A 17,486-nucleotide genomic window follows, 5' to 3' on the forward strand; every position below is an offset into this window, starting at 1 on the left:
ATGACCGAGGGGCGCGTCGACGACCGGCGTTTCCAGGACCTGTTGGCCGAGGCCTCGCGGCTGGCCGAGCGGCGCGACCCCGGCGCGGCCCACGACGGGCGGGTCAAGGCGCTGCTCTCGGGTGTCGCGCACATCGCCGACGAGGTGGTCTTCCAGCTCAACCGATTACCGGAACTGCTGCGCGGCCCGCTGCTCGACGTGCTCGGCCTGCGCCCCGCCCGCGCGCGGATGGCCAGGGCGGTGCTGGAGGTCCGCTCGGCCGGGCCGGTCACCGTCCCCCGCGGCGCCCGGGTGTCCACTGTGGATGGTGTGGCGTTCTCGACCGAGCACGACCTGCGGGTGGTGCCCGCCGAGCCGGTCGGCGCGCTGACCCAGGTCGACGGCGGGTTCGCCCAGGTCATCGACCTCGACCAGGTGCACGCGGTCTCCCCCGCCGCCACCAGCGGCTACTACGTGGGCTTCGCGACCCCGCTGCCGCACTGCCTGGTGGAGTTCGTCTTCACCATGGCGTCGAAGTCCCGCCTTGAGGACGCCCGGCCGACCTGGGCGGTGGAGGCGTGGGACGGCGAGGAGTGGCAGCCGTGCGCGGTGCGCCTCGACACCACCGGCGGCCTGTCCGACAGCGGGACGATGCTCGTGCGGGTGCCCGACACCCACGTCGAACTCACGATCAGCGGGATCAGCGCTGCGTGGATCCGGTTCCGCGGCGCCGCCGAACCGGACGCGAGCCCCATCCGGTTCCGGGTGCTCGCGCGCACGGTCGGCGGGGTCGTGACCGCCGCCCACGGCTCGCTGGTGCTCGACGAGCCGCTGGGGACCACCAGCGGGGTGCCCGGTCAGGGGCTCGGCGTGCACCACCGCCCGGTGGTCGGCCCGGCGCCGGTTGTCGAGGTCGGCGGGATCGACGGCTGGGACACCTGGACGGTCGTGCGGGACTTCACCGGCAGCGGCGCCGAGGACCGGCACGTGGTGTTCGACGGCGACACGCTGCGGTTCGGTCCGGCGGTCACCGAGGACGGCGCGGTCGTCCAGCGCGGCGCGCTCCCCCGGGCGGACGCGCTGGTGCGGGTGCGGGAGTACTGGGCAGGTGGGGGCAAGCACGGCAACGTGGCGGCTGGGGCGCTGCGCGCGCTCGACGGCTTCCCCGACGTGACCGTGACCAATCCGCTCCCCGCGACCGGTGGGCGCGACGCGGAGACCGTTGACGAGGTATGGCGGCGGGCGCCGTTCGCGCTGCGGGCCCGGGATAGGGCGGTAACCGCTCAGGACTACGAGTACCTCGCACGGGAGGCTGCCCCGGAACTGGCGCGGGCGCACTGCGTCCTCGGCGAGGATGGCGCGATCAACGTGCTTCTCGTGCCTAACGCGCCCAGCGACGAGATGGGACGCGTCGACTTCAACGACCTAGGGCTAGGCCAGAAAACGCTGCTCACCGTTGCGGACTACTTGGACGAGCGCCGGGTCATCGGCACCACGGTCGTGGTGGACGTACCGCGCTACGGAGGAGTAACCGTGGTCGCGCAGGTCCAGAGGGCGCCGGGGATGAGCACCGCAAGAACGCATGACGCCGCTCTGCGGGCGCTCTATACGTACCTGCACCCGATCATCGGCGGCCCTACCGGGACAGGTTGGCCACTAGGGCGACCGGTGCACGTGGGCGACATCTATGCAGTCCTGCACCAGGTCGAGGGTGTCTCCGGGGTGGACGACGTGCGGCTCTACCTGGTGGACACGCACAACCGCGCCCGGGGCGACTCCGCCACGAAGATCACCGTCGACCGGGACGCGCTGCTGTTCTCCGCCGACCACCAGGTCCGGGTGCTCGCCACGTGACCGACCCCATCCCTGCCGATCCCATCCCGAACGACCCCATCCCGAACGGCGTCATCCCGGCCGACCCGATCCCGAACGGCGTCATCCCGAGTGACGCCATCCCGAGTGACGTGGTGGACGCGGTGGCCGCCCTGTTCGCCGCGCTGCGCGCCACCGCCGAGGACCCGGGCCCGCTCCTCGACCCGGTGACCGCGGCGCCGGACGTCCTGCGCTGGATCGCCCACGTGGTGGGAGCCGACGCGAACCTGCCGACCGGCCTGCTGCGCGGGCAGGTGGCCCACGCCATGACCGCGCACCGCCGCAGAGGTACCGTCGCCGGGCTGCACGCCTTGGTCGCCCTCTACGGCGGCACTGCCGAGGTCACCGAGGAAGGCAGGGCTGTCACCGTCGAGGTGACGCTGCCTGAGGCCGATCTGGCCGATGTCGTGCACGACGCTGTGACGGCGGCGATACCCGCACACGTCCGCCCCACCGTGCGTGTCCGGGTCCGCCCGAACGAGTGATCCAGCGGGGTGGGACATGGCATCGGGGCCGCGCGGTTCGGGTAGTGTGGGTGCCCGAAGCCGAGAGGCGCTGCAACGGGTCCGGGGTGTCCCCGCCCGCCACGCTCGGCTCAGGTCCACCCCCCGCGGGCGGCCCACGCTGCAAGGGCGCCTCCGGATACCGGAGGTGTGCACGTGAGCGATCAGGGTCGGATCGACCGGCTGCGGGAACTGCTCGGCCAGCGCGTCGCGGTGCTCGACGGCGCGTGGGGGACCATGCTGCAGGGCGCCGCGCTGACCGACGCCGACTACCACGGTGACCGCTTCGGCGGGCACCCGCGCGACGTCGTGGGCGACCCGGACCTGCTCAACCTCACCCGCCCCGACCTGATCCTCGACGTGCACCGGCAGTACCTGGCCGCGGGCGCGGACATCACCACCACCAACACCTTCACCGCCACGACCATCGCCCAGGCCGACTACGGGCTGCAGGAGTACGCGGCGGAGATGAACCTGCGCGGCGCGCAACTGGCCCGCCAGGCGGCCGACGAGCTGGGCGACCGCTTCGTGGCGGGCTCGGTCGGGCCGCTGAACGTGACCCTGTCGCTCTCGCCCAAGGTCGACGACCCGGCGTACCGCACGGTCACGTTCGACCAGGTCAAGGCCTCCTACGCCGAGCAGATCCGCGCGCTCGCCGAGGGCGGGGTCGACCTGCTGCTGATCGAGACCATCTTCGACACGCTCAACTGCAAGGCCGCCATCGCCGCCGCGCACGAGGTCGCCCCCGAGCTGCCGCTGTGGATCTCGGTGACCATCGTCGACCTGAGCGGGCGCACCCTGTCCGGGCAGACCGTCGAGGCGTTCTGGCGCTCCGTCGAGCACGCGAACCCGCTGGTCGTCGGCGTGAACTGCTCGCTGGGCGCCGAGCAGATGCGCCCGCACGTGGCGGAGCTGTCGCGGCTGGCGGGCACCTACACGGCCAGCCACCCCAACGCTGGCCTGCCCAACGCGTTCGGCGGCTACGACGAGACCCCGCGCGAGACCAGCGAGCTGCTGGCGGAGTTCGTCGGGTCCGGCATGGTGAACCTGGTCGGCGGCTGCTGCGGCACCACCCCCGAGCACATCGCCGCGATCGCCGCGGCGGTCAAGGGCATGGCGCCGCGGGTGCTGCCCCGGGTGCCCGAGGCGACCCGGTTCAGCGGCCTGGAGCCGTTCGCGATCGGCGCCGACACCGGGTTCGTGATGATCGGCGAGCGCACCAACGTCACCGGGTCGGCCAAGTTCCGCAGGCTGATCGAGGGCGACAACCACCAGGCCGCGGTGGACGTGGCGCTGGAGCAGGTGCGCGGCGGGGCGAACCTGCTCGACGTGAACATGGACGCCGACCTGCTCGACAGCGAGCAGGCGATGACCACGTTCCTGAACCTGATCGCCACCGAGCCCGAGGTGGCCAGGATCCCGGTGATGATCGACAGCTCGCGGTGGAGCGTGCTGGAGGCCGGGCTCAAGTGCGTGCAGGGCAAGGGCGTGGTCAACTCGATCAGCCTCAAGGAGGGCGAGGAGCAGTTCCTGGCCCAGGCGCGCAAGATCCGCGAGTACGGCGCGGGCGTGGTGGTGATGGCCTTCGACGAGAAGGGCCAGGCCGACACCACCGAGCGCAAGGTCGACATCTGCGCGCGGGCCTACGACCTGCTGACCACCCGGGCGGGGTTCCCGGCCGAGGACATCGTGTTCGACCCGAACGTGCTCGCCGTGGCGACCGGCATCGCCGAGCACAACGGGTACGCCAAGGCGTTCATCGACGCGCTGCCGCGGATCAAGCAGCGCTGTCCGGGCGTGCGGATCTCCGGCGGCATCTCGAACCTGTCGTTCTCCTTCCGCGGCAACGACACCGTGCGCGAGGCGATGCACTCGGCGTTCCTGCTGCACGCGGTGCGCGCGGGCCTGGACATGGGCATCGTCAACGCCGGTCAGCTGGTCGTCTACGAGGACATCCCCAAGGACCTGCTGGAGCTGGTCGAGGACGTGCTGTTCGACCGGCGCGAGGACGCCACCGACCGGCTGGTGGAGTTCGCCGAGACGGTCAAGGGGTCCAAGACCAAGCGCACGGTCGACCTGTCCTGGCGGGAGGCGACGGTCGGCCAGCGGCTGTCCTACGCGCTGGTGCACGGGATCGTGGACTTCATCGAGGCCGACACCGAGGAGGCGCGCGCGCAGATGGCGCGACCGCTGGAGGTGATCGAGGGCCCGCTGATGGACGGCATGAAGATCGTCGGCGACCTGTTCGGGTCGGGGAAGATGTTCCTGCCGCAGGTGGTCAAGAGCGCGCGGGTGATGAAGCGCTCGGTGGCCTACCTGGAGCCGTACATGGAGGCGGAGAAGGAGAAGGCGCGGCTGGAGGGCCGCATCGACACCAGCCGCGGCCAGGGCAAGGTCGTGCTGGCCACGGTCAAGGGCGACGTGCACGACATCGGCAAGAACATCGTCGGGGTCGTGCTGGGCTGCAACAACTACGAGGTGATCGACCTCGGGGTGATGGTGCCCGCGTCGGTCATCCTGGACACCGCGGTCGCCGAGGGCGCCGACGTGGTCGGGCTGTCCGGGCTGATCACGCCGTCGCTGGACGAGATGGTCACCGTGGCCAACGAGATGCAGCGGCGCGGGTTGAAGCTGCCGGTGCTGATCGGCGGCGCGACGACCTCGCGCCAGCACACCGCCGTGCGCATCGCGCCCGCCTACGACGGGACGACGGTGCACGTGCTCGACGCGTCCCGCGTGGTCGGCGTCGTGTCGGACCTGATGGACACCACCCGCTCGGACCTGCTGGACACCCGCAACCGGGCCGAGCAGGCGACGTTGCGCGAGCAGCACGAGAACCGGCACGCCAAGCCGCTGCTGAGCATCGCCGAGGCGCGGTCGAACCGGGAGCTGGTGGACTTCGCGGACCTGCCGACGCCCGCGTTCACCGGGGCCCGCGAGGTCACCCCGGACCTGGCCGAGCTGCGCGCGATGGTCGACTGGCAGTTCCTGTTCCTGGCCTGGGAGCTGAAGGGCAAGTACCCGGCGATCCTGGACCAGCCGGTCGCCCGCGAGCTGTTCGACGACGCGCAGGCGATGCTCGACGAGATCGGCCACCGCTTCCGCTTCCGCGGCGCCTACGGCTTCTGGCCCGCTTCTTCCGACGGCGACGACCTGCTCGTGGACGGCGTGCGGTTCCCGATGCTGCGCCAGCAGACGCAGAAGCCGGAGAACCGGGCGAACCGCTGCCTGTCCGACTACGTCGCCCCCACCGGCGACTTCCTGGGCGGCTTCGCCGTCGCGGTGCACGGCGCGCAGGAGATGGCCGAGGAGTACGAGGCCGACAACGACGACTACAAGGCGATCATGGTCAAGGCCCTCGCCGACCGCCTCGCCGAGTCCTTCGCCGAGTGGGTCCACCTGCGCGCCCGCCGCGAGTGGTTCGAACCCGACGCCGACCCCCTGCTCGAAGACCTGCACGCCGAGCGCTACCGCGGCATCCGCCCCGCCCTGGGCTACCCGGCAAGTCCCGACCACACCCTCAAGGGCCCCCTGTTCGACCTCCTCGGCGCCGAGGCCCTGGAGATCGGCCTGACGGAATCCTTCGCCATGACCCCCGCCGCCGCCGTCAGCGGCCTGATCTTCGCCCACCCCGCCTCCCGCTACTTCACGGTGGGCCGCGTGGGCAAGGACCAAATCACCGACTACGCCACCCGAACCGGCCGAGACCTGTCCGAAGTGGAGCGCTGGCTGCGCCCGAACCTGGCTTACGAGCCGAAGTAGCTCGTCGGCGCTACTGCGGAACCGACGCCGGTTCCGCAGTAGCGCCGGAACGCTCAGCCGCGCTTGCCCGCGGTCTCCGCGCCGCGCATCACCCAGTCGACCAAGCCCGCGCCGCGATCACCGACCGACAGGCGGTTCCCGGTGATAGCGGGCGCCGAGGTGAGGGTGAAGGACACGGACGCGTACTCGGTGCGCAGCTGCTCCGCGACCTTCTCGAGCAGCTCCACAGCGCGCGACCCGCCGTACTCGAGACTTGTCAAGTGCGGGGAAAGCCGGCTCCTCGTCGATCCAGCTAGTCCGGCAGGAGTGGCATCTCCACGGGGTCGGGGTGCTTGAGCAGAGCCGCCCGGGTCACGGCTGTGGAGCCGAAGCGGGTGCGGAGGGAATCGAGGGTCGTGTCCAGCGCGGCGAGGTCGGGCCCGGAGAACGGCAGCTCCAGTTGCACCGCGTCGTCGTCGAAGTTGGAGAGGGATAGGCCGATCAGCGTGATTCCCCGGTCCGCGATCATCGGCCACGCGGCCGCCAACAGGCCCCGGGCGGCCGAGAGGATCACCTCCGTGCCCGTTGTCGGCTTTCGGACCGTGTGCGAGCGGGTCGCGCGTGAGAAGTCCGCGAACCGGAGCCGGAGCGTCACCGTGCGGCAGGCGCGGCCTGCGGAGCGGAGTCGGCGCGCCAGGCGGTCGGACAGGCCGGAGAGGAACTCGTCCAGCTCGACGTAGGTGCGGCGGCGGGAGCCCAGGGCTCGTTGGGCGCCCATGGACCGCCGCCGTTGGCCGACGCGCACTCGGCGGGGGTCGCGGTTGTGGGCGAGGGCGTGCAGGTGCCGTCCCGCGCCCGCGCCGAGCATGCTGACCAGTTCGCGGACGTCGAAGGCGGCGACCTGGCCGACGGTGGTGATGCCGTGGGCGCGGAGTTTGCCGGAGGTCACCTTCCCCACGCCCCAGAGGCGCTCCACGGGGAGCGGATGCAGGAAGGCGAGCTCCGCGTCGTGCGGTACCACCAACAGCCCGTCTGGCTTGGCCACGCCGCTAGCGACCTTCGCGAGGAACTTCGTTCGGGCGACGCCAACGGTGATCGGTAGACCTACCCGGCTCGCCACCGCGGCGCGCAAGTTCGCGGCGATCACCCGCGGTGGTCCCGCGATCCGAAGCAGCCCGCCCACGTCCAGGAACGCCTCGTCTATAGAGATGCCCTCGACGAGAGGGGTCGTATCGCGGAAGACCTCGAAGACCGCCTTCGACGCCGCCGAGTACGCCGACATCCGGGGCGAGACCACAATCGCCTCCGGACACAGCTGCCGCGCTTGGCGGCCGTTCATCGCGGTCCGCACGCCCCGCGCCTTGGCCTCGTAACTCGCCGCGAGGACCACCCCCGTGCCGACGACCACCGGCCGCCCGCGCAGCGCCGGGTCGTCGCGCTGCTCGACCGAGGCGTAGAACGCGTCCAGGTCGGCGTGCAGGATAGGACCCTCGTTCGACACGAACATATGTTCGCATGAGGTGTCAACGCCGCAGGTCAGCTACCGTGTGCGCATGACCGTCGCCGAGGAGTACGCGCACCGCCACACCGCCGAGGAGGCCGCGGTGGTGCTCGCGCTGCACGGGGCCGTCAGCGCCGCCCACGAGTTCGACGTGGCGGTCAAGTACGGGCTGCTGATGTACACCGTGGACGGTGGGTGGCGGCACTGGGTCGCGGGGATCAACGTCACCAAGCGCGGCGCGTGCCTGCGGTTCCTGTGGGGCGTGCTGCTCGAGGACCCGCTGCACGTGCTGCGCAAGGGCAGTTCCACGCTGATGACCTGGGACTTCGCCCTCGACACCGAGATCGACACGGTGCGGGTCGGCGACTACGTGCGCGAGGCCGTGGCCAAGCGCGAGCACTTCAAGGCCAACGCCGACGAGATCGCGGCTGAGGCGAAACGCTTGCGTTGACGCGGGCGGCAACGTTTACCGTCGGTCCCATGCGGATCGGTGAGCTGGCCAAACGTGCCGGGACGACGACGCGCGCGCTGCGCTTCTACGAGGCCCAGGGCCTGCTCGCCGCCCAGCGCGCCGCCAACGGCTACCGCGAGTACGACGAGGCCGACCTGCGTGTGGTCGCCGAGATCCGCGCCCTGCAGGCCGCCGGGTTCAGCCTCGCCGACACCCGCCCGTTCGTCGCCTGCCTGCGCGCGGGCAACGCGGCGGGCGACGCGTGCGCGGACTCGGTCGAGGCCTACCGCCGCAAACTCGCCGAGGTCGAGGCCTGCCTGGCCCAACTCACCGACCTGCGCACCGACCTCACCCGCAAACTCGCCGCCGCCCTGGCCCGCGACCCCCACCCCACCTGCACCGTCGAGGAGACCCCATGATCACCGCCACCGACACCACCTTCGCCGACACCGTCCTGGCCGCTGACGGCCTGGTCCTGGTCGACTTCTGGGCCCAGTGGTGCCCGCCGTGCCACATGATCGCCCCGGTGCTCGACGAGATCGCCAAGGAGCGGCCGATCACGGTGGTCAAGGTGAACACCGACGAGAACCCGGGGGTCGCCCGCGACTACCAGGTGCTCTCGCTGCCGACCCTGATGCTCTTCCAGGACGGCCGCCCGGTGATGACCCTGGTCGGCGCCCGCCCCAAAGTCCGGCTGCTGGAAGAGCTCGACAAGGCCGTTGCCTGAGGCACCGGCCCGTCAGCGCCGGATGTCGGTGCCAGCCTCGGTGACGAACCGGTGGACCAGGTCGAACGGGAGGGGCTCGTCGGTGAACACCCTGATCGTGAAGGCGCCGGTGGTGTCGTCGAGGAACACCTCGGCGACCTGCCCCCGACCCGCCTCCTCCAGCTCCCAGCCGTAGCCGTCGCGGGTGGAGACGTCGCTGAACGCGGTGACGGCGTAGTGGCGGCCGTCGTACTCCCACGGTGGTCGGGTCACCGCGCCAGTGTGCGCCTGCTCGCCAGGTGGGTTCGATGGGCAGCCACAGCTCGCAGGTGGCGGTGCTGAAGTCGGGCGCGCGGTCGAGGATGGTGACGATCGACGGGCCGGGGCGCAGGCGCCACGGGTTGGCGGGGAACCAGTCCGTGGCGGTGGCGGCCCAGGTGGTCTGCGGGGCGTCCGGGTAGGTACCGCTGGTGCGGAAGACCGCCCAGGTGCCCGCCGGGACCCGCGACCGAGCCGGACCCACTGCTCCGCCGAGCATTCATCGGGCCAGGTGGGCGAGGGAGAGGATCAGGTGCGCCGACTCCGGGTGGATGATGTCGGCGTGGGCGCCTGCGGGGAGCAGTCGGTGGCCTTTGCGGAAGCGCCAGGTGGCGTCGACGTTCACCACGGGGGTGGGGAAGTCGGCGGCGGTGTAGGGCTCGTCGAGGCGGTGTAGGCGGGTGGGGGTGATCTGGTCGGGTGGGAGGGTGGCGCCTCGGAAGCCGACGCCGGGGGTGGATTCGGCGAGGCGGTGCCAGAGGCCGACCGCGCGGTCGGTGGTGGCGTGGGTCAGGACGACCGGGCCCGCGATGGGGGAATCCGCTACCAGGCGGGGGAAGCGTTGGGTGAGCGAGTCGTGCGGGGCGGCCATCTGGAACAGGACCAGGGTGTCCGCCGCGTACGGGTACCGGGGATCGGCGCGGTTCCAGCCGAGGGTGCCCGGCCGCGACTCCGCGGCCCACTGGATGGCCTCGGCGAGGAAGCGGCAGCCGAACGAGTGGCCGATCAGGTGCAGGTACTGACCGCCCGCGGTGCGCAGGGTGCCGTTCGGGCGGGTCCGGTTGGTGTTGAGGTAGCCGAGGAGTTGGGCGAGCACGTCGGCGGCGTGGCCGGTGGTCGACATCAGGTGGGCGCGGTCGCGGACGCGGCGGTACCCGCGCAGGAACGGGCTGCTCTGCGACGGCCACCGGACGATAACGTAGTGGCAGGCCCAAGGCAGGGCGGGGTACCGGGGGCCGTAGGCCCCGTCGATGACGGCGATGAACCGCTCCGCCCTGGCCAGGGCGGTCGCCGGGGTGTTGCGCCAGCCGTGCACCAGCACCACGATGTCGGTCGCCGTCTCGGGTACCGCCAGGTGCCGGTCGAGGAAACCCGCGACGGCCGCGCCGCGCACCGCCTGGCCGGTCGTCGGGTCCACCGGGTTCCCCTCGGCGTCGAGGTCGAGAACGACCCGGCTCATACCCCCTCCCCCGGCGCGAGGTGGACGTCGATGCCCCGGTAGAGGGAGAAGATCAGGCCGAGCGGGTTGCGGTACCGGTCGAGGAACTCCCGGGTGAGCCCCCGCACGGCGTCGCCCAGCCGCGTGTGCGGGACGAGGAACGCGGCGAACAGGCGCAGCGCGTAGACCCGCGCGAACGCCCTCGGCAGGTCGATCTGCGGCCCCACCAGGCAGCGGGCACCGTGGTGCAGCAAGTGGTGCCCGAACGCCGGGTAGAACACCGAGGCGAGCTGACCGCCCTGGCAGGCACCGACGAACACCACCGGGCTGCTCGGCAGCGCCATCCCCGACAACCACGCCAGCACCTCGGTGCCGTAGATCTTCTCGTCGTCGGCGAGCACGAGGTAGGCGCGCTCGTCGGTACCGCCGACCCGGCCGTGGCAGCCGAAGTACACGATGTGGTCGGCGAACGCCGGGTCGCGCATCGCCTCGGCGAGCGCGACCTTGCTCGTGCGCACGGTGGTGACCGCGTTCTCGGTGAAGAAGTCGACGACCGGTGCCACGTAAGGCGTCGGCGGGTACTCCTCGTCGACCCGGTGGTCCACGTTGAGCCCCACGCGGGCGAGGGCGCCCGGCAGCGCGATGCGGCTGTCGAACCCGGGCCAGCGGGAGAAGTTGTGCTCCACCAGGTGCTGGTAGCCCCAGAACCCCTCTGGCCGCCACCGGTAGCCGCTCGCCCAGACCGAGTCCTGGTCCGACAGCGGGACGTAGAGCATGCACCAGGGCACGAACACGTCGTCGGACTCCACGGTGATCACGTGCTCCCCGCCCCGCAGCGCCCGGGTCAGGTGGTCGGCGATCTCCTTGAGCCCGGCGTCGCCGTTGGCGAACAGCAGGCAGAACAGGGTGTACCCGGCCCTGGCGAGCGCCAGGGCGGCCCGGTCAGCGCGCTCGTGCTCGGCGGGCGCCGACAGGTCCCACTCGTCCACGAACGGCCGCCGCGTCGGCCGGACGCCCGGGTCGACGTGGTCGATGAGCTCCCGCTGCCACACCGCCCGCAGGTCCTCGATCCCGTCGCGCACGACGTCCACCGACAGCGACAGCGTCCCCTGGTACCCGCCGCCACCGTCCTCGGGGAACGCGCTTCCCCAGGCTTGCACCAGGAATCGGTTGCCGACCTGGATGAACCGGAGGTGGATGCCGCGCTCGCGGTTGTACCGGTCGTCGGGAACCGACCGCAGCCGGTCGCTGTGGTCGATCGTCACCGAGGTCACCAACGAGGACGTCACGGCTCGCTCACCTCCAGCTCCGCGCGGACCTCCTGCAGCAGCTGCCCGCCGCCGACCAGGTAGACCCGGAAGACCAACCGCAGGGCGCCGCTCTCGCCGGGGACGACCTCGAACACGACGGGCTCGCTCGTGCGGTCCAACCCCAGCTCCACGACACGGGTCATCGGCCGGACAGCCGCTCCCTCGGCGTGCAGCAACACCCGCAACGGAACGGGTCGCGCGCTTGGCGCACGCAGCCCGACATGGGCGCCGCTCGGGACGACAAAGGCGAAGTCCACCTCGAGCGGTTGCCCCTGCCGCAACTCATCGCCGGACCGGAGGCCGACGCGGGCCTCGCGGGCGGACAGCGGGATCGGCGCGGACGGGTCCGGGTCGTACAGGGCGCGCAAGGCGGCCAGACATCGGCTCCTGGTCGGTCCGATACTCCCCGCAGGCATCCGGAGAATCGCGGCCAAGACCTCGTAGTCCTGTCTGCGCGCGAGGACTGTCAATCGCAACAGCTCCTGGCACCGGGCATCGAGGCGGTGGAACGCTTGCCACAGCGGGTCGTTGCCGACCCAGAGCGGTTCGGGGGTGTCCCCCCGAAGTCGGGCCACCTGCGCAGCGTCCCTGCGGGACCGCTTGGCTTCCCGCCGGGTCGTGGTGATCAACCATCCGACAACCGCGCGTGGCTCGGCGATCGAGTCGACGTGGCGCAAGAGGGCCAACCACACCGTTTGCACGACGTCTTCGGCATCGGGAACGTCTAAGCCCACGCCGCGCGCTATGTGCCACACGACCGGGGACAGGTCGGCGACGAGCGCGTCGAGCGCGCGCCGATCACCGTCGCGGGCGGCGACGACACAGGCGGCGAACCGGTCGGTCCCGGTCAGGTGTTCCCACGGGATCCCCCCGTGCCGAGTCGTCTTCCAGTCGCTGTCGACCAGCGCCCTCAACCCCTTCCGCCCCCGTTAACGGAGTATCGGTTCTCGGCGGCGACCGTTAGCGGGTGTCCCTGCCAGGGTTGCGTTGGTGCGGCTGGGAGCCGCACCGGAACCTGATCGATCCGGTGCGACCGGACGTTCCCGCCGAACAGCCCGTCATCATGCCGGACGTGCCCTACCGTCCAGACAACGACAGTCAGGGGGGCTGGGGACATGGGTGCTCGTCGATGGGCAGCGGTGGCGGCGGCGCTATACGTGGTGTGGGGGCTGCTGCACTTGGGGCTCGGGGTGTCGATGGTGGTCGACGGCCTCGGGGATGGCGTTCCCGAGGCCGAACAGGCGGCGGAGAGCCTGATGTTCTTCCTCTGCGCGGCGGTGTTCGGCGGCCAGGCCATTTTCGTCGCGCTGGCCATGAACCGGGTCAACAGCCGGATCGGCTACTACCTCAACACAGTTGTCCTCGGTGTTGTCGACATCGCCTTCCTACTCGTCCTCGCCCTCCCGGGCCATGTCGACCCGGTCGGCGGCGCGTCAGGCCCCGCGATCTGGCTCGTCGCCACCGTTTGCGCCACCGTGGCCTTGCGGCGCGGTCCGGTGAGCACGTGAAAAGGCCGAAGCCCCGGCGGGTGGGACTACCTGCCGGGGCCTCGGGTGGTGCGGTCGACGCGGCGTGGGACCCGCCGGGGGACAGACCGCGGGGGTGGGGCTGGTCAGCCGGTGTAGGGGCCGGACTTGACGACGGGGGCGAAGGCGGCGAGGCGGCCGCCACCGGCGAGCTGGTTGACCCGGGCGGCTTCCTGGGCGTTGGGGTAGGGGTTGCGGCAGGAGGTGCCCGCGGAGCCGCCGGACATCAGGTAGGAGCAGATGCCGTTGTAGGTGTCGGGCAGGCCGAGGCCGTGGCCCATCTCGTGGGCGACGATGCGCAGGGCGTCGTTGCCCGCGGCGACGTCGCGGGTGTCGATGTAGATGGTGGCGCAGCCGAAGCCGCAGGGGTACGCCCGCGAGCCGCCACCGGTCGTGGCGGCGATGCGGATGGTGGCGCTACCGCCGCGGACCAGGCGCAGGTTGGGGACCCGGGAGTTCCAGATCTGGGCGGCCTGGTCGGCCTGGGCGCTGTAGGAGCTCGCGCTGTAGTAGACCGTGCGGGCGGCCGCGGCGGCGGGTGCCGCGACGGAGGAGGCGGTCGGGGCGGCCGAGGCGGTGGCCGTGAGACCGGCCAGACCGAGGACCAGGGTGGCACCCGCGATGAGGACGCGCGTGTATCCACGCAGGGACATAAGGCTCTCCTAGCGTTTGCGATGCAGGGAAAGTGTTCTCGCGAACACCGGCTCACCGAGTGTAGGAACCCGCATCACGGTCAGATATAGGTCGGACACATAAAGCGACCTTATTACGCCGAGCTAGTTCACATAACCGCAGGTGACGTGGGCCGATCGTGTGACCCAAAGGTGACAAGTGGGGATTTCCCAGATGTAACGGGACGATTGTTCGCCGTACAAGAGAAAGTCTCATCCACGCAGCGCGTCACCGTGCTCGAGCACCCAGTCCCCCAATGCGCGCAACGGGCCGTCGACCAGGCTCACGCCCAGTGCCGAGAGCGCGTACTCCACCCGCGGCGGCGCCTCGGCGAACCGGCGGCGCTCGAGCAGGCCGCGCTCGAGCAGGCGGCGCAGCGACTCGGTGAGCGCCTTGTCGCTGAGCCCGCCGACCGCGCGGCGCAGGTCCACCCGGCGCAGCGGTGCCGGGCGCAGGGCGGCGAGCAGCACCGGGTCCCACCGGTGCGCGAGCAGATCCGTGCCCGCCCGCAACCGGCAATCAGCGACCCAGTCCTCGCACATGCCACCATTCTGCGCGACCCGAAGCGCACCGTTCGGTGCGCGTCGAACTCCCTACCGTCGCGGCATGCGAATCGGAATCCTCGGCACCGGCGCGGTCGCGACCGCCCTCGGTGCGTCCTGGGCGGCACACGGGCACACCATCACCATCGCGGGCCGCTCCCCCGAGCGCGCCAAGGCCCTCGCGGACACATGGGGCGCGACAGCGGCAACATTGCGCGAAGCGGCTAGCGCAGACGTCGTGTTGCTGGCGATCAGGTGGGAAGGCGTGCCAGACGTCCTCGATGCGACTCAGGGGCTACTCACCGGCAAGACACTGATCGACCCCAGCAACGCTGTCGAACACGGCGTCGGCGTGCTCCTGCCGCAGACCTCCGCGGCCGAGGAGATCGCTGAGCGCAGCGGTGCGCACGTGGTCAAGGCGTTCCACCTGTTCCCCGCCGCCCACTGGGCCGCGGCCGCGGGCACCGTCGTGCCCCTCTGCGGCGACCACCGGGCGGCCCTGGACACCACGGCGACCCTGGTGCGCGACCTCGGGGCCACCCCGGCCGTGCTCGGCCCGCTGAGCCGGGCCAGGCAACTGGAGGAGGTGGCGGGCTTCGTCATCGGCCTCGCGTTCGCGGGCACCAACCCCAACGCGGCCATCCCCCGCACGTGAAGAAGGACCGGCCCCGGGGCAGGGTGCCCAGGGCCGGTCCGAGTGGACCGCGGGGCGACCGCCGGGCCGGGAACACCGGCGGCCGTCCCGCGTTGCTCTCACCAGGACATCAGCAGGCGCCGAGGTCCTGCCACACCCCCCACTGCCCGCTCAGGTCGGGCCGGTCGCCCTGGGTCCACCACTTGTTCTTGTACTGGCGACCGTTGTAGGAGACCGTCGTGCCACCCGCGGCGTAGACCTTCGCCGCGTCCCACGCGGCCGCGGTGCACGTCGGCGGCTTGGTGGTGCTCGACGAGGGCGGGGTCGAGCTCGACGGGGGCGTCGAGCTGGACGGCGGGGTGGAGCTCGACGGCGGGGTCGAGCTGGTGCTGCTCGACGGGGGCGTCGTCGAGCTCGGCGGCGTGGTGCCGCCCGTGCCGCGCAGGTACTCCTGCGCCGCGGTGTAGGACTTGCCGCCGAAGGTGATGGTGATGTTCGACGGGCTGGCCACCGGCAGGTAGTAGGACAGCTGCACCTCGGCGCTGGCGCCCGGCGCCAGGCTCTGCCAGGACGGCAGCTTCAGCGAGAAGCGGTGCAGGTCGCCCTTGATGCCGCCCACGTTCGGGCCGGTGTGGCCGGTGGAGACCACCGACAGGCTCCAGCCGGACTGCTGCCCGATGGTCGGCGGGGCCGAGGTCCCGTAGTCGAACTGGATCTCGGTGCCGCCGGGCAGGGTCGTGGTCGAGGAGTTGGTGACCTTGGCCTTGGGCGTGATCGGGTAGTTCGCGTCGCCGACCGGGAAGCCGCCGAGCTGGAACTTCACGTCCAGCACGTCGGTGGGCATGGTGGTCTTCGCCTTGGTGTTGCCGTAGGGCGAGGCCGCCTTGAACTTGTCGTAGAGCAGGGTGGTCAGCGTGTTGCCCATGAACCACTCGCCCTTGGCCTGGTCGTAGGCGTAGTCGCCGGCCAACTCCCAGATCATGACGCCGCCGAGGCCGCGGTCGACCACGTACTGCGCCTTGGTGCCGAGCGACTGCTCGTCCTCAGTGGACAGGAACACCTTCTTCTGCGCGTTCCACAGCCACGGCGCGACCAGGGTCGAGTCGTAGTTGCGGGCGTAGCTGCCGGTGATGCGGTCCTCCGGCTTGTTCACCGGGTCCAGGCCGTAGGAGGCGGCGTAGCTGCCGACCTTGCCCTCTTGCAGGTTCTTGGTGTGCCACAACGGGTTGGAGCCCGCCGGGACCTCACTGCCCTTGGTGTCCTCGTCGTGCCACAGGTTGTCGATGCCGATGGCGCCGTTGCCGCAGGAGACCTTCGAGCCGACCGTGCCACCGGTGCCCGGTGGGCACTTCGTCTGGTCCGGCAGTGGCGCCGAACCCCACAACCCGTTGGTGCCACCGGTGACGTTCTGCCAACCGCGGGTGTAGTACGGGACGCCGAGGTTGATCCGACCGGCCCCCATGGCGCCGCGGAAGTAGTGGTACGACCAGTCGCTGTTGAGATAACCCAGACCGGCGTACTGCGAGGTCGTGTAGTACTGCCAGAACTGCAGCTCCGCGTCCTTGCCGTCGTCGTAGAGCGCGGCGTTCGGGCCGACGAAGTTGTTCCACGCCCCGTGCAGGTCGTAGGTCATCATGTTCAGGTAGTCCAGGTACTGGGTGACCTGGTAGTTCTCCATGCCGCGCAGCATGTAGCCGGAGGAGGGCGCGGCGACCGAGAGCGAGTAGTACTTGTTGTCGGCCACGGCGGCCGCGTCGAGCTTCTCGCGCAGGGTCTTCATCAGCGTCACGTACCCGGCCAGCAGCTTGGCCCGGCGCGCGTTGGAGAAGGAGAAGTCGTCCGGGTTGCCCGAGTTCGGCATCGAGGTCGCGTACTCGTAGTCGATGTCGACGCCGTTGAACCCGTACTTGCGGATGAACTCCACGGCCGAGTCCGCGAACGTGTTGATCTTCGCGGCGGAGTCGGTCATGGTGTAGAAGCCGCCGTCGGCGACGCGCTTGCCGTCGGCGCCGAGGTAGCCGCCGGTCTCGGCCCAGCCGCCGATGGAGATCAGCGTCTTGACGTTCGGGTACTGCTTCTTGTACTTGGTCAGCAGGTTGAAGTGACCCTTGTACGGCAGCGACGGGTCCATCTCGGCACCGGCGACGCCGGGCCAGGTCATGCCGGTCGCGGCGTTGTCCGGGCCGTCGGGGCCCACGGAGACCTTGCCCGCGCCGTCGATGTGGGCGAAGGCGTAGTTGATGTGGGTGATCTTGGTCCACGGGATGTTGCTGGCCAGGTAGGCGGGCTGGCCGTTCTTGCCGGTGCGCCAACTGGTGAAGTAACCGATCACGCGGCGCGGGTGGTCGGCGCCCATCTTCTCGCGACCGTCGGTGTCGTAGGCCAGACAGTAGGGCACCGCGAGGTTCGCGGTGGTGGCCAACCCGTCCGGGCGGCAGTCGTTGTTGTCGGCCGCCGCGGCCTGGTTGCTCGGTGCGGCCGAGACCGCGATGGTGATACCGGAGAGCAGAGCCAGCAACAGGAGCAGGGGAAGGCTCTTTCTGACCACGCTTCACCTCCTGGGGACATTGGA

At 70.9% G+C, this 17,486-nt stretch carries 16 protein-coding genes and 2 pseudogenes; 8 read left to right on the forward strand and 10 right to left on the reverse strand.

All coding sequences use genetic code 11. The features are described from left to right. The 3 genes from LV75_RS07235 to metH all read left to right on the forward strand — a co-directional run bounded on the left by LV75_RS07235 (position 1) and on the right by metH (position 6,116). Positions 1 to 1,833 carry a putative baseplate assembly protein gene (locus tag LV75_RS07235; protein WP_253886007.1) on the forward strand — a complete coding sequence of 611 codons (1,833 nt, stop codon included), beginning with the start codon at positions 1 to 3 and terminating at the stop codon, positions 1,831 to 1,833. Beyond that, positions 1,830 to 2,336, forward strand: coding sequence for a phage tail protein (locus LV75_RS07240; protein WP_253886008.1), 507 nt, complete (start codon positions 1,830 to 1,832; stop codon positions 2,334 to 2,336). Before LV75_RS07235 ends, LV75_RS07240 begins: the two co-directional genes overlap by 4 nt. 174 nt (positions 2,337 to 2,510) lie before the next feature. Next, positions 2,511 to 6,116 (forward strand): methionine synthase, encoded by a 3,606-nt coding sequence (metH, locus tag LV75_RS07245; protein WP_253886009.1) that lies wholly within the window; start codon positions 2,511 to 2,513, stop codon positions 6,114 to 6,116. Between the two features lie 53 nt (positions 6,117 to 6,169). On the opposite strand, the gene LV75_RS07250 is transcribed toward metH, so the two are convergent. Both LV75_RS07250 and dinB read right to left on the reverse strand, forming a co-directional pair. Further along, entirely contained in the window at positions 6,170 to 6,376 is a 207-nt protein-coding gene (locus LV75_RS07250; RefSeq protein ID WP_253886010.1) for a hypothetical protein, read from the reverse strand. 32 nt (positions 6,377 to 6,408) lie between these two features. Continuing rightward, on the reverse strand, positions 6,409 to 7,602 hold the full coding sequence (dinB, locus tag LV75_RS07255) for a DNA polymerase IV (RefSeq protein WP_253886011.1): 1,194 nt from the start codon (positions 7,600 to 7,602) through the stop codon (positions 6,409 to 6,411). Between the two features lie 46 nt (positions 7,603 to 7,648). Here dinB and LV75_RS07260 point away from each other — a divergent pair, with 46 nt between their 5' ends. From LV75_RS07260 to trxA, 3 genes are read left to right on the forward strand one after another with little or no spacing between them, the layout of a single operon-like run. Next, entirely contained in the window at positions 7,649 to 8,047 is a 399-nt protein-coding gene (locus tag LV75_RS07260; RefSeq protein ID WP_253886012.1) for a DUF1801 domain-containing protein, read from the forward strand. Between the two features lie 29 nt (positions 8,048 to 8,076). Beyond that, a complete protein-coding gene (locus LV75_RS07265) occupies positions 8,077 to 8,466 on the forward strand; it encodes a MerR family transcriptional regulator (protein ID WP_253886013.1) in 390 nt (129 codons plus the stop codon). Next, complete coding sequence (gene trxA, locus LV75_RS07270) at positions 8,463 to 8,774, forward strand: thioredoxin (protein ID WP_253886014.1); 312 nt, start codon at positions 8,463 to 8,465, stop codon at positions 8,772 to 8,774. Before LV75_RS07265 ends, trxA begins: the two co-directional genes overlap by 4 nt. Before the next feature lie 12 nt (positions 8,775 to 8,786). Here the strand turns inward: trxA and LV75_RS07275 are convergent, their stop codons facing one another. The 5 genes and pseudogenes from LV75_RS07275 to LV75_RS07295 all read right to left on the reverse strand — a co-directional run. Continuing rightward, the gene (locus LV75_RS07275; protein ID WP_253886015.1) at positions 8,787 to 9,026 is read right to left on the reverse strand and encodes a hypothetical protein; all 240 of its coding nucleotides are present in this window, start codon (positions 9,024 to 9,026) and stop codon (positions 8,787 to 8,789) included. 94 nt (positions 9,027 to 9,120) lie between these two features. Next, positions 9,121 to 9,291: pseudogene (locus LV75_RS07280) on the reverse strand (GyrI-like domain-containing protein); the annotation flags it as partial. Continuing rightward, positions 9,292 to 10,251, reverse strand: coding sequence for a hypothetical protein (locus LV75_RS07285; RefSeq protein WP_253886016.1), 960 nt, complete (start codon positions 10,249 to 10,251; stop codon positions 9,292 to 9,294). It abuts the pseudogene before it with no gap. Then, on the reverse strand, positions 10,248 to 11,519 hold the full coding sequence (locus tag LV75_RS07290; RefSeq protein WP_253886017.1) for a hypothetical protein: 1,272 nt from the start codon (positions 11,517 to 11,519) through the stop codon (positions 10,248 to 10,250). Before LV75_RS07290 ends, LV75_RS07285 begins: the two co-directional genes overlap by 4 nt. Positions 11,520 to 11,890: 371 nt before the next feature. Beyond that, positions 11,891 to 12,406 (reverse strand): annotated as a pseudogene (locus LV75_RS07295) (RNA polymerase sigma factor); the annotation flags it as partial. A 249-nt stretch (positions 12,407 to 12,655) separates the two neighbouring features. Between LV75_RS07295 and LV75_RS07300 the strand changes: the two are divergent. Then, a complete protein-coding gene (locus LV75_RS07300) occupies positions 12,656 to 13,048 on the forward strand; it encodes a hypothetical protein (RefSeq protein ID WP_253886018.1) in 393 nt (130 codons plus the stop codon). Between the two features lie 104 nt (positions 13,049 to 13,152). On the opposite strand, the gene LV75_RS07305 is transcribed toward LV75_RS07300, so the two are convergent. Both LV75_RS07305 and LV75_RS07310 read right to left on the reverse strand, forming a co-directional pair. Further along, a complete protein-coding gene (locus LV75_RS07305) occupies positions 13,153 to 13,719 on the reverse strand; it encodes a snapalysin family zinc-dependent metalloprotease (RefSeq protein WP_253886019.1) in 567 nt (188 codons plus the stop codon). Positions 13,720 to 13,950: 231 nt separating this feature from the next. Further along, positions 13,951 to 14,280 carry a winged helix-turn-helix transcriptional regulator gene (locus tag LV75_RS07310; RefSeq protein WP_253886020.1) on the reverse strand — a complete coding sequence of 110 codons (330 nt, stop codon included), beginning with the start codon at positions 14,278 to 14,280 and terminating at the stop codon, positions 13,951 to 13,953. A 64-nt stretch (positions 14,281 to 14,344) separates the two neighbouring features. Between LV75_RS07310 and LV75_RS07315 the strand changes: the two genes are divergently transcribed. After that, positions 14,345 to 14,935 (forward strand): NADPH-dependent F420 reductase, encoded by a 591-nt coding sequence (locus LV75_RS07315; protein ID WP_253886021.1) that lies wholly within the window; start codon positions 14,345 to 14,347, stop codon positions 14,933 to 14,935. A 109-nt stretch (positions 14,936 to 15,044) separates the two neighbouring features. Here the strand turns inward: LV75_RS07315 and LV75_RS07320 are convergent, their stop codons facing one another. Continuing rightward, positions 15,045 to 17,462 carry a chitinase C-terminal domain-containing protein gene (locus LV75_RS07320; protein WP_253886022.1) on the reverse strand — a complete coding sequence of 806 codons (2,418 nt, stop codon included), beginning with the start codon at positions 17,460 to 17,462 and terminating at the stop codon, positions 15,045 to 15,047. Positions 17,463 to 17,486: the final 24 nt, after the last annotated feature.

This window comes from Actinokineospora diospyrosa (assembly GCF_024171925.1).
Classification (GTDB): Bacteria; Actinomycetota; Actinomycetes; order Mycobacteriales; family Pseudonocardiaceae; genus Actinokineospora; species Actinokineospora diospyrosa.

Coding starts and splice junctions, on each gene's coding strand:
- LV75_RS07235 (WP_253886007.1), top strand. CDS start 1: ATGACCGAGGGGCGCGTCGACGACCGGCGTTTCCAGGACCTGTTGGCC.
- dinB (WP_253886011.1), bottom strand. CDS start 7,602: ATGTTCGTGTCGAACGAGGGTCCTATCCTGCACGCCGACCTGGACGCG.
- LV75_RS07260 (WP_253886012.1), top strand. CDS start 7,649: ATGACCGTCGCCGAGGAGTACGCGCACCGCCACACCGCCGAGGAGGCC.
- LV75_RS07265 (WP_253886013.1), top strand. CDS start 8,077: ATGCGGATCGGTGAGCTGGCCAAACGTGCCGGGACGACGACGCGCGCG.
- trxA (WP_253886014.1), top strand. CDS start 8,463: ATGATCACCGCCACCGACACCACCTTCGCCGACACCGTCCTGGCCGCT.
- LV75_RS07285 (WP_253886016.1), bottom strand. CDS start 10,251: ATGAGCCGGGTCGTTCTCGACCTCGACGCCGAGGGGAACCCGGTGGAC.
- LV75_RS07300 (WP_253886018.1), top strand. CDS start 12,656: ATGGGTGCTCGTCGATGGGCAGCGGTGGCGGCGGCGCTATACGTGGTG.
- LV75_RS07305 (WP_253886019.1), bottom strand. CDS start 13,719: ATGTCCCTGCGTGGATACACGCGCGTCCTCATCGCGGGTGCCACCCTG.
- LV75_RS07310 (WP_253886020.1), bottom strand. CDS start 14,280: ATGTGCGAGGACTGGGTCGCTGATTGCCGGTTGCGGGCGGGCACGGAT.
- LV75_RS07315 (WP_253886021.1), top strand. CDS start 14,345: ATGCGAATCGGAATCCTCGGCACCGGCGCGGTCGCGACCGCCCTCGGT.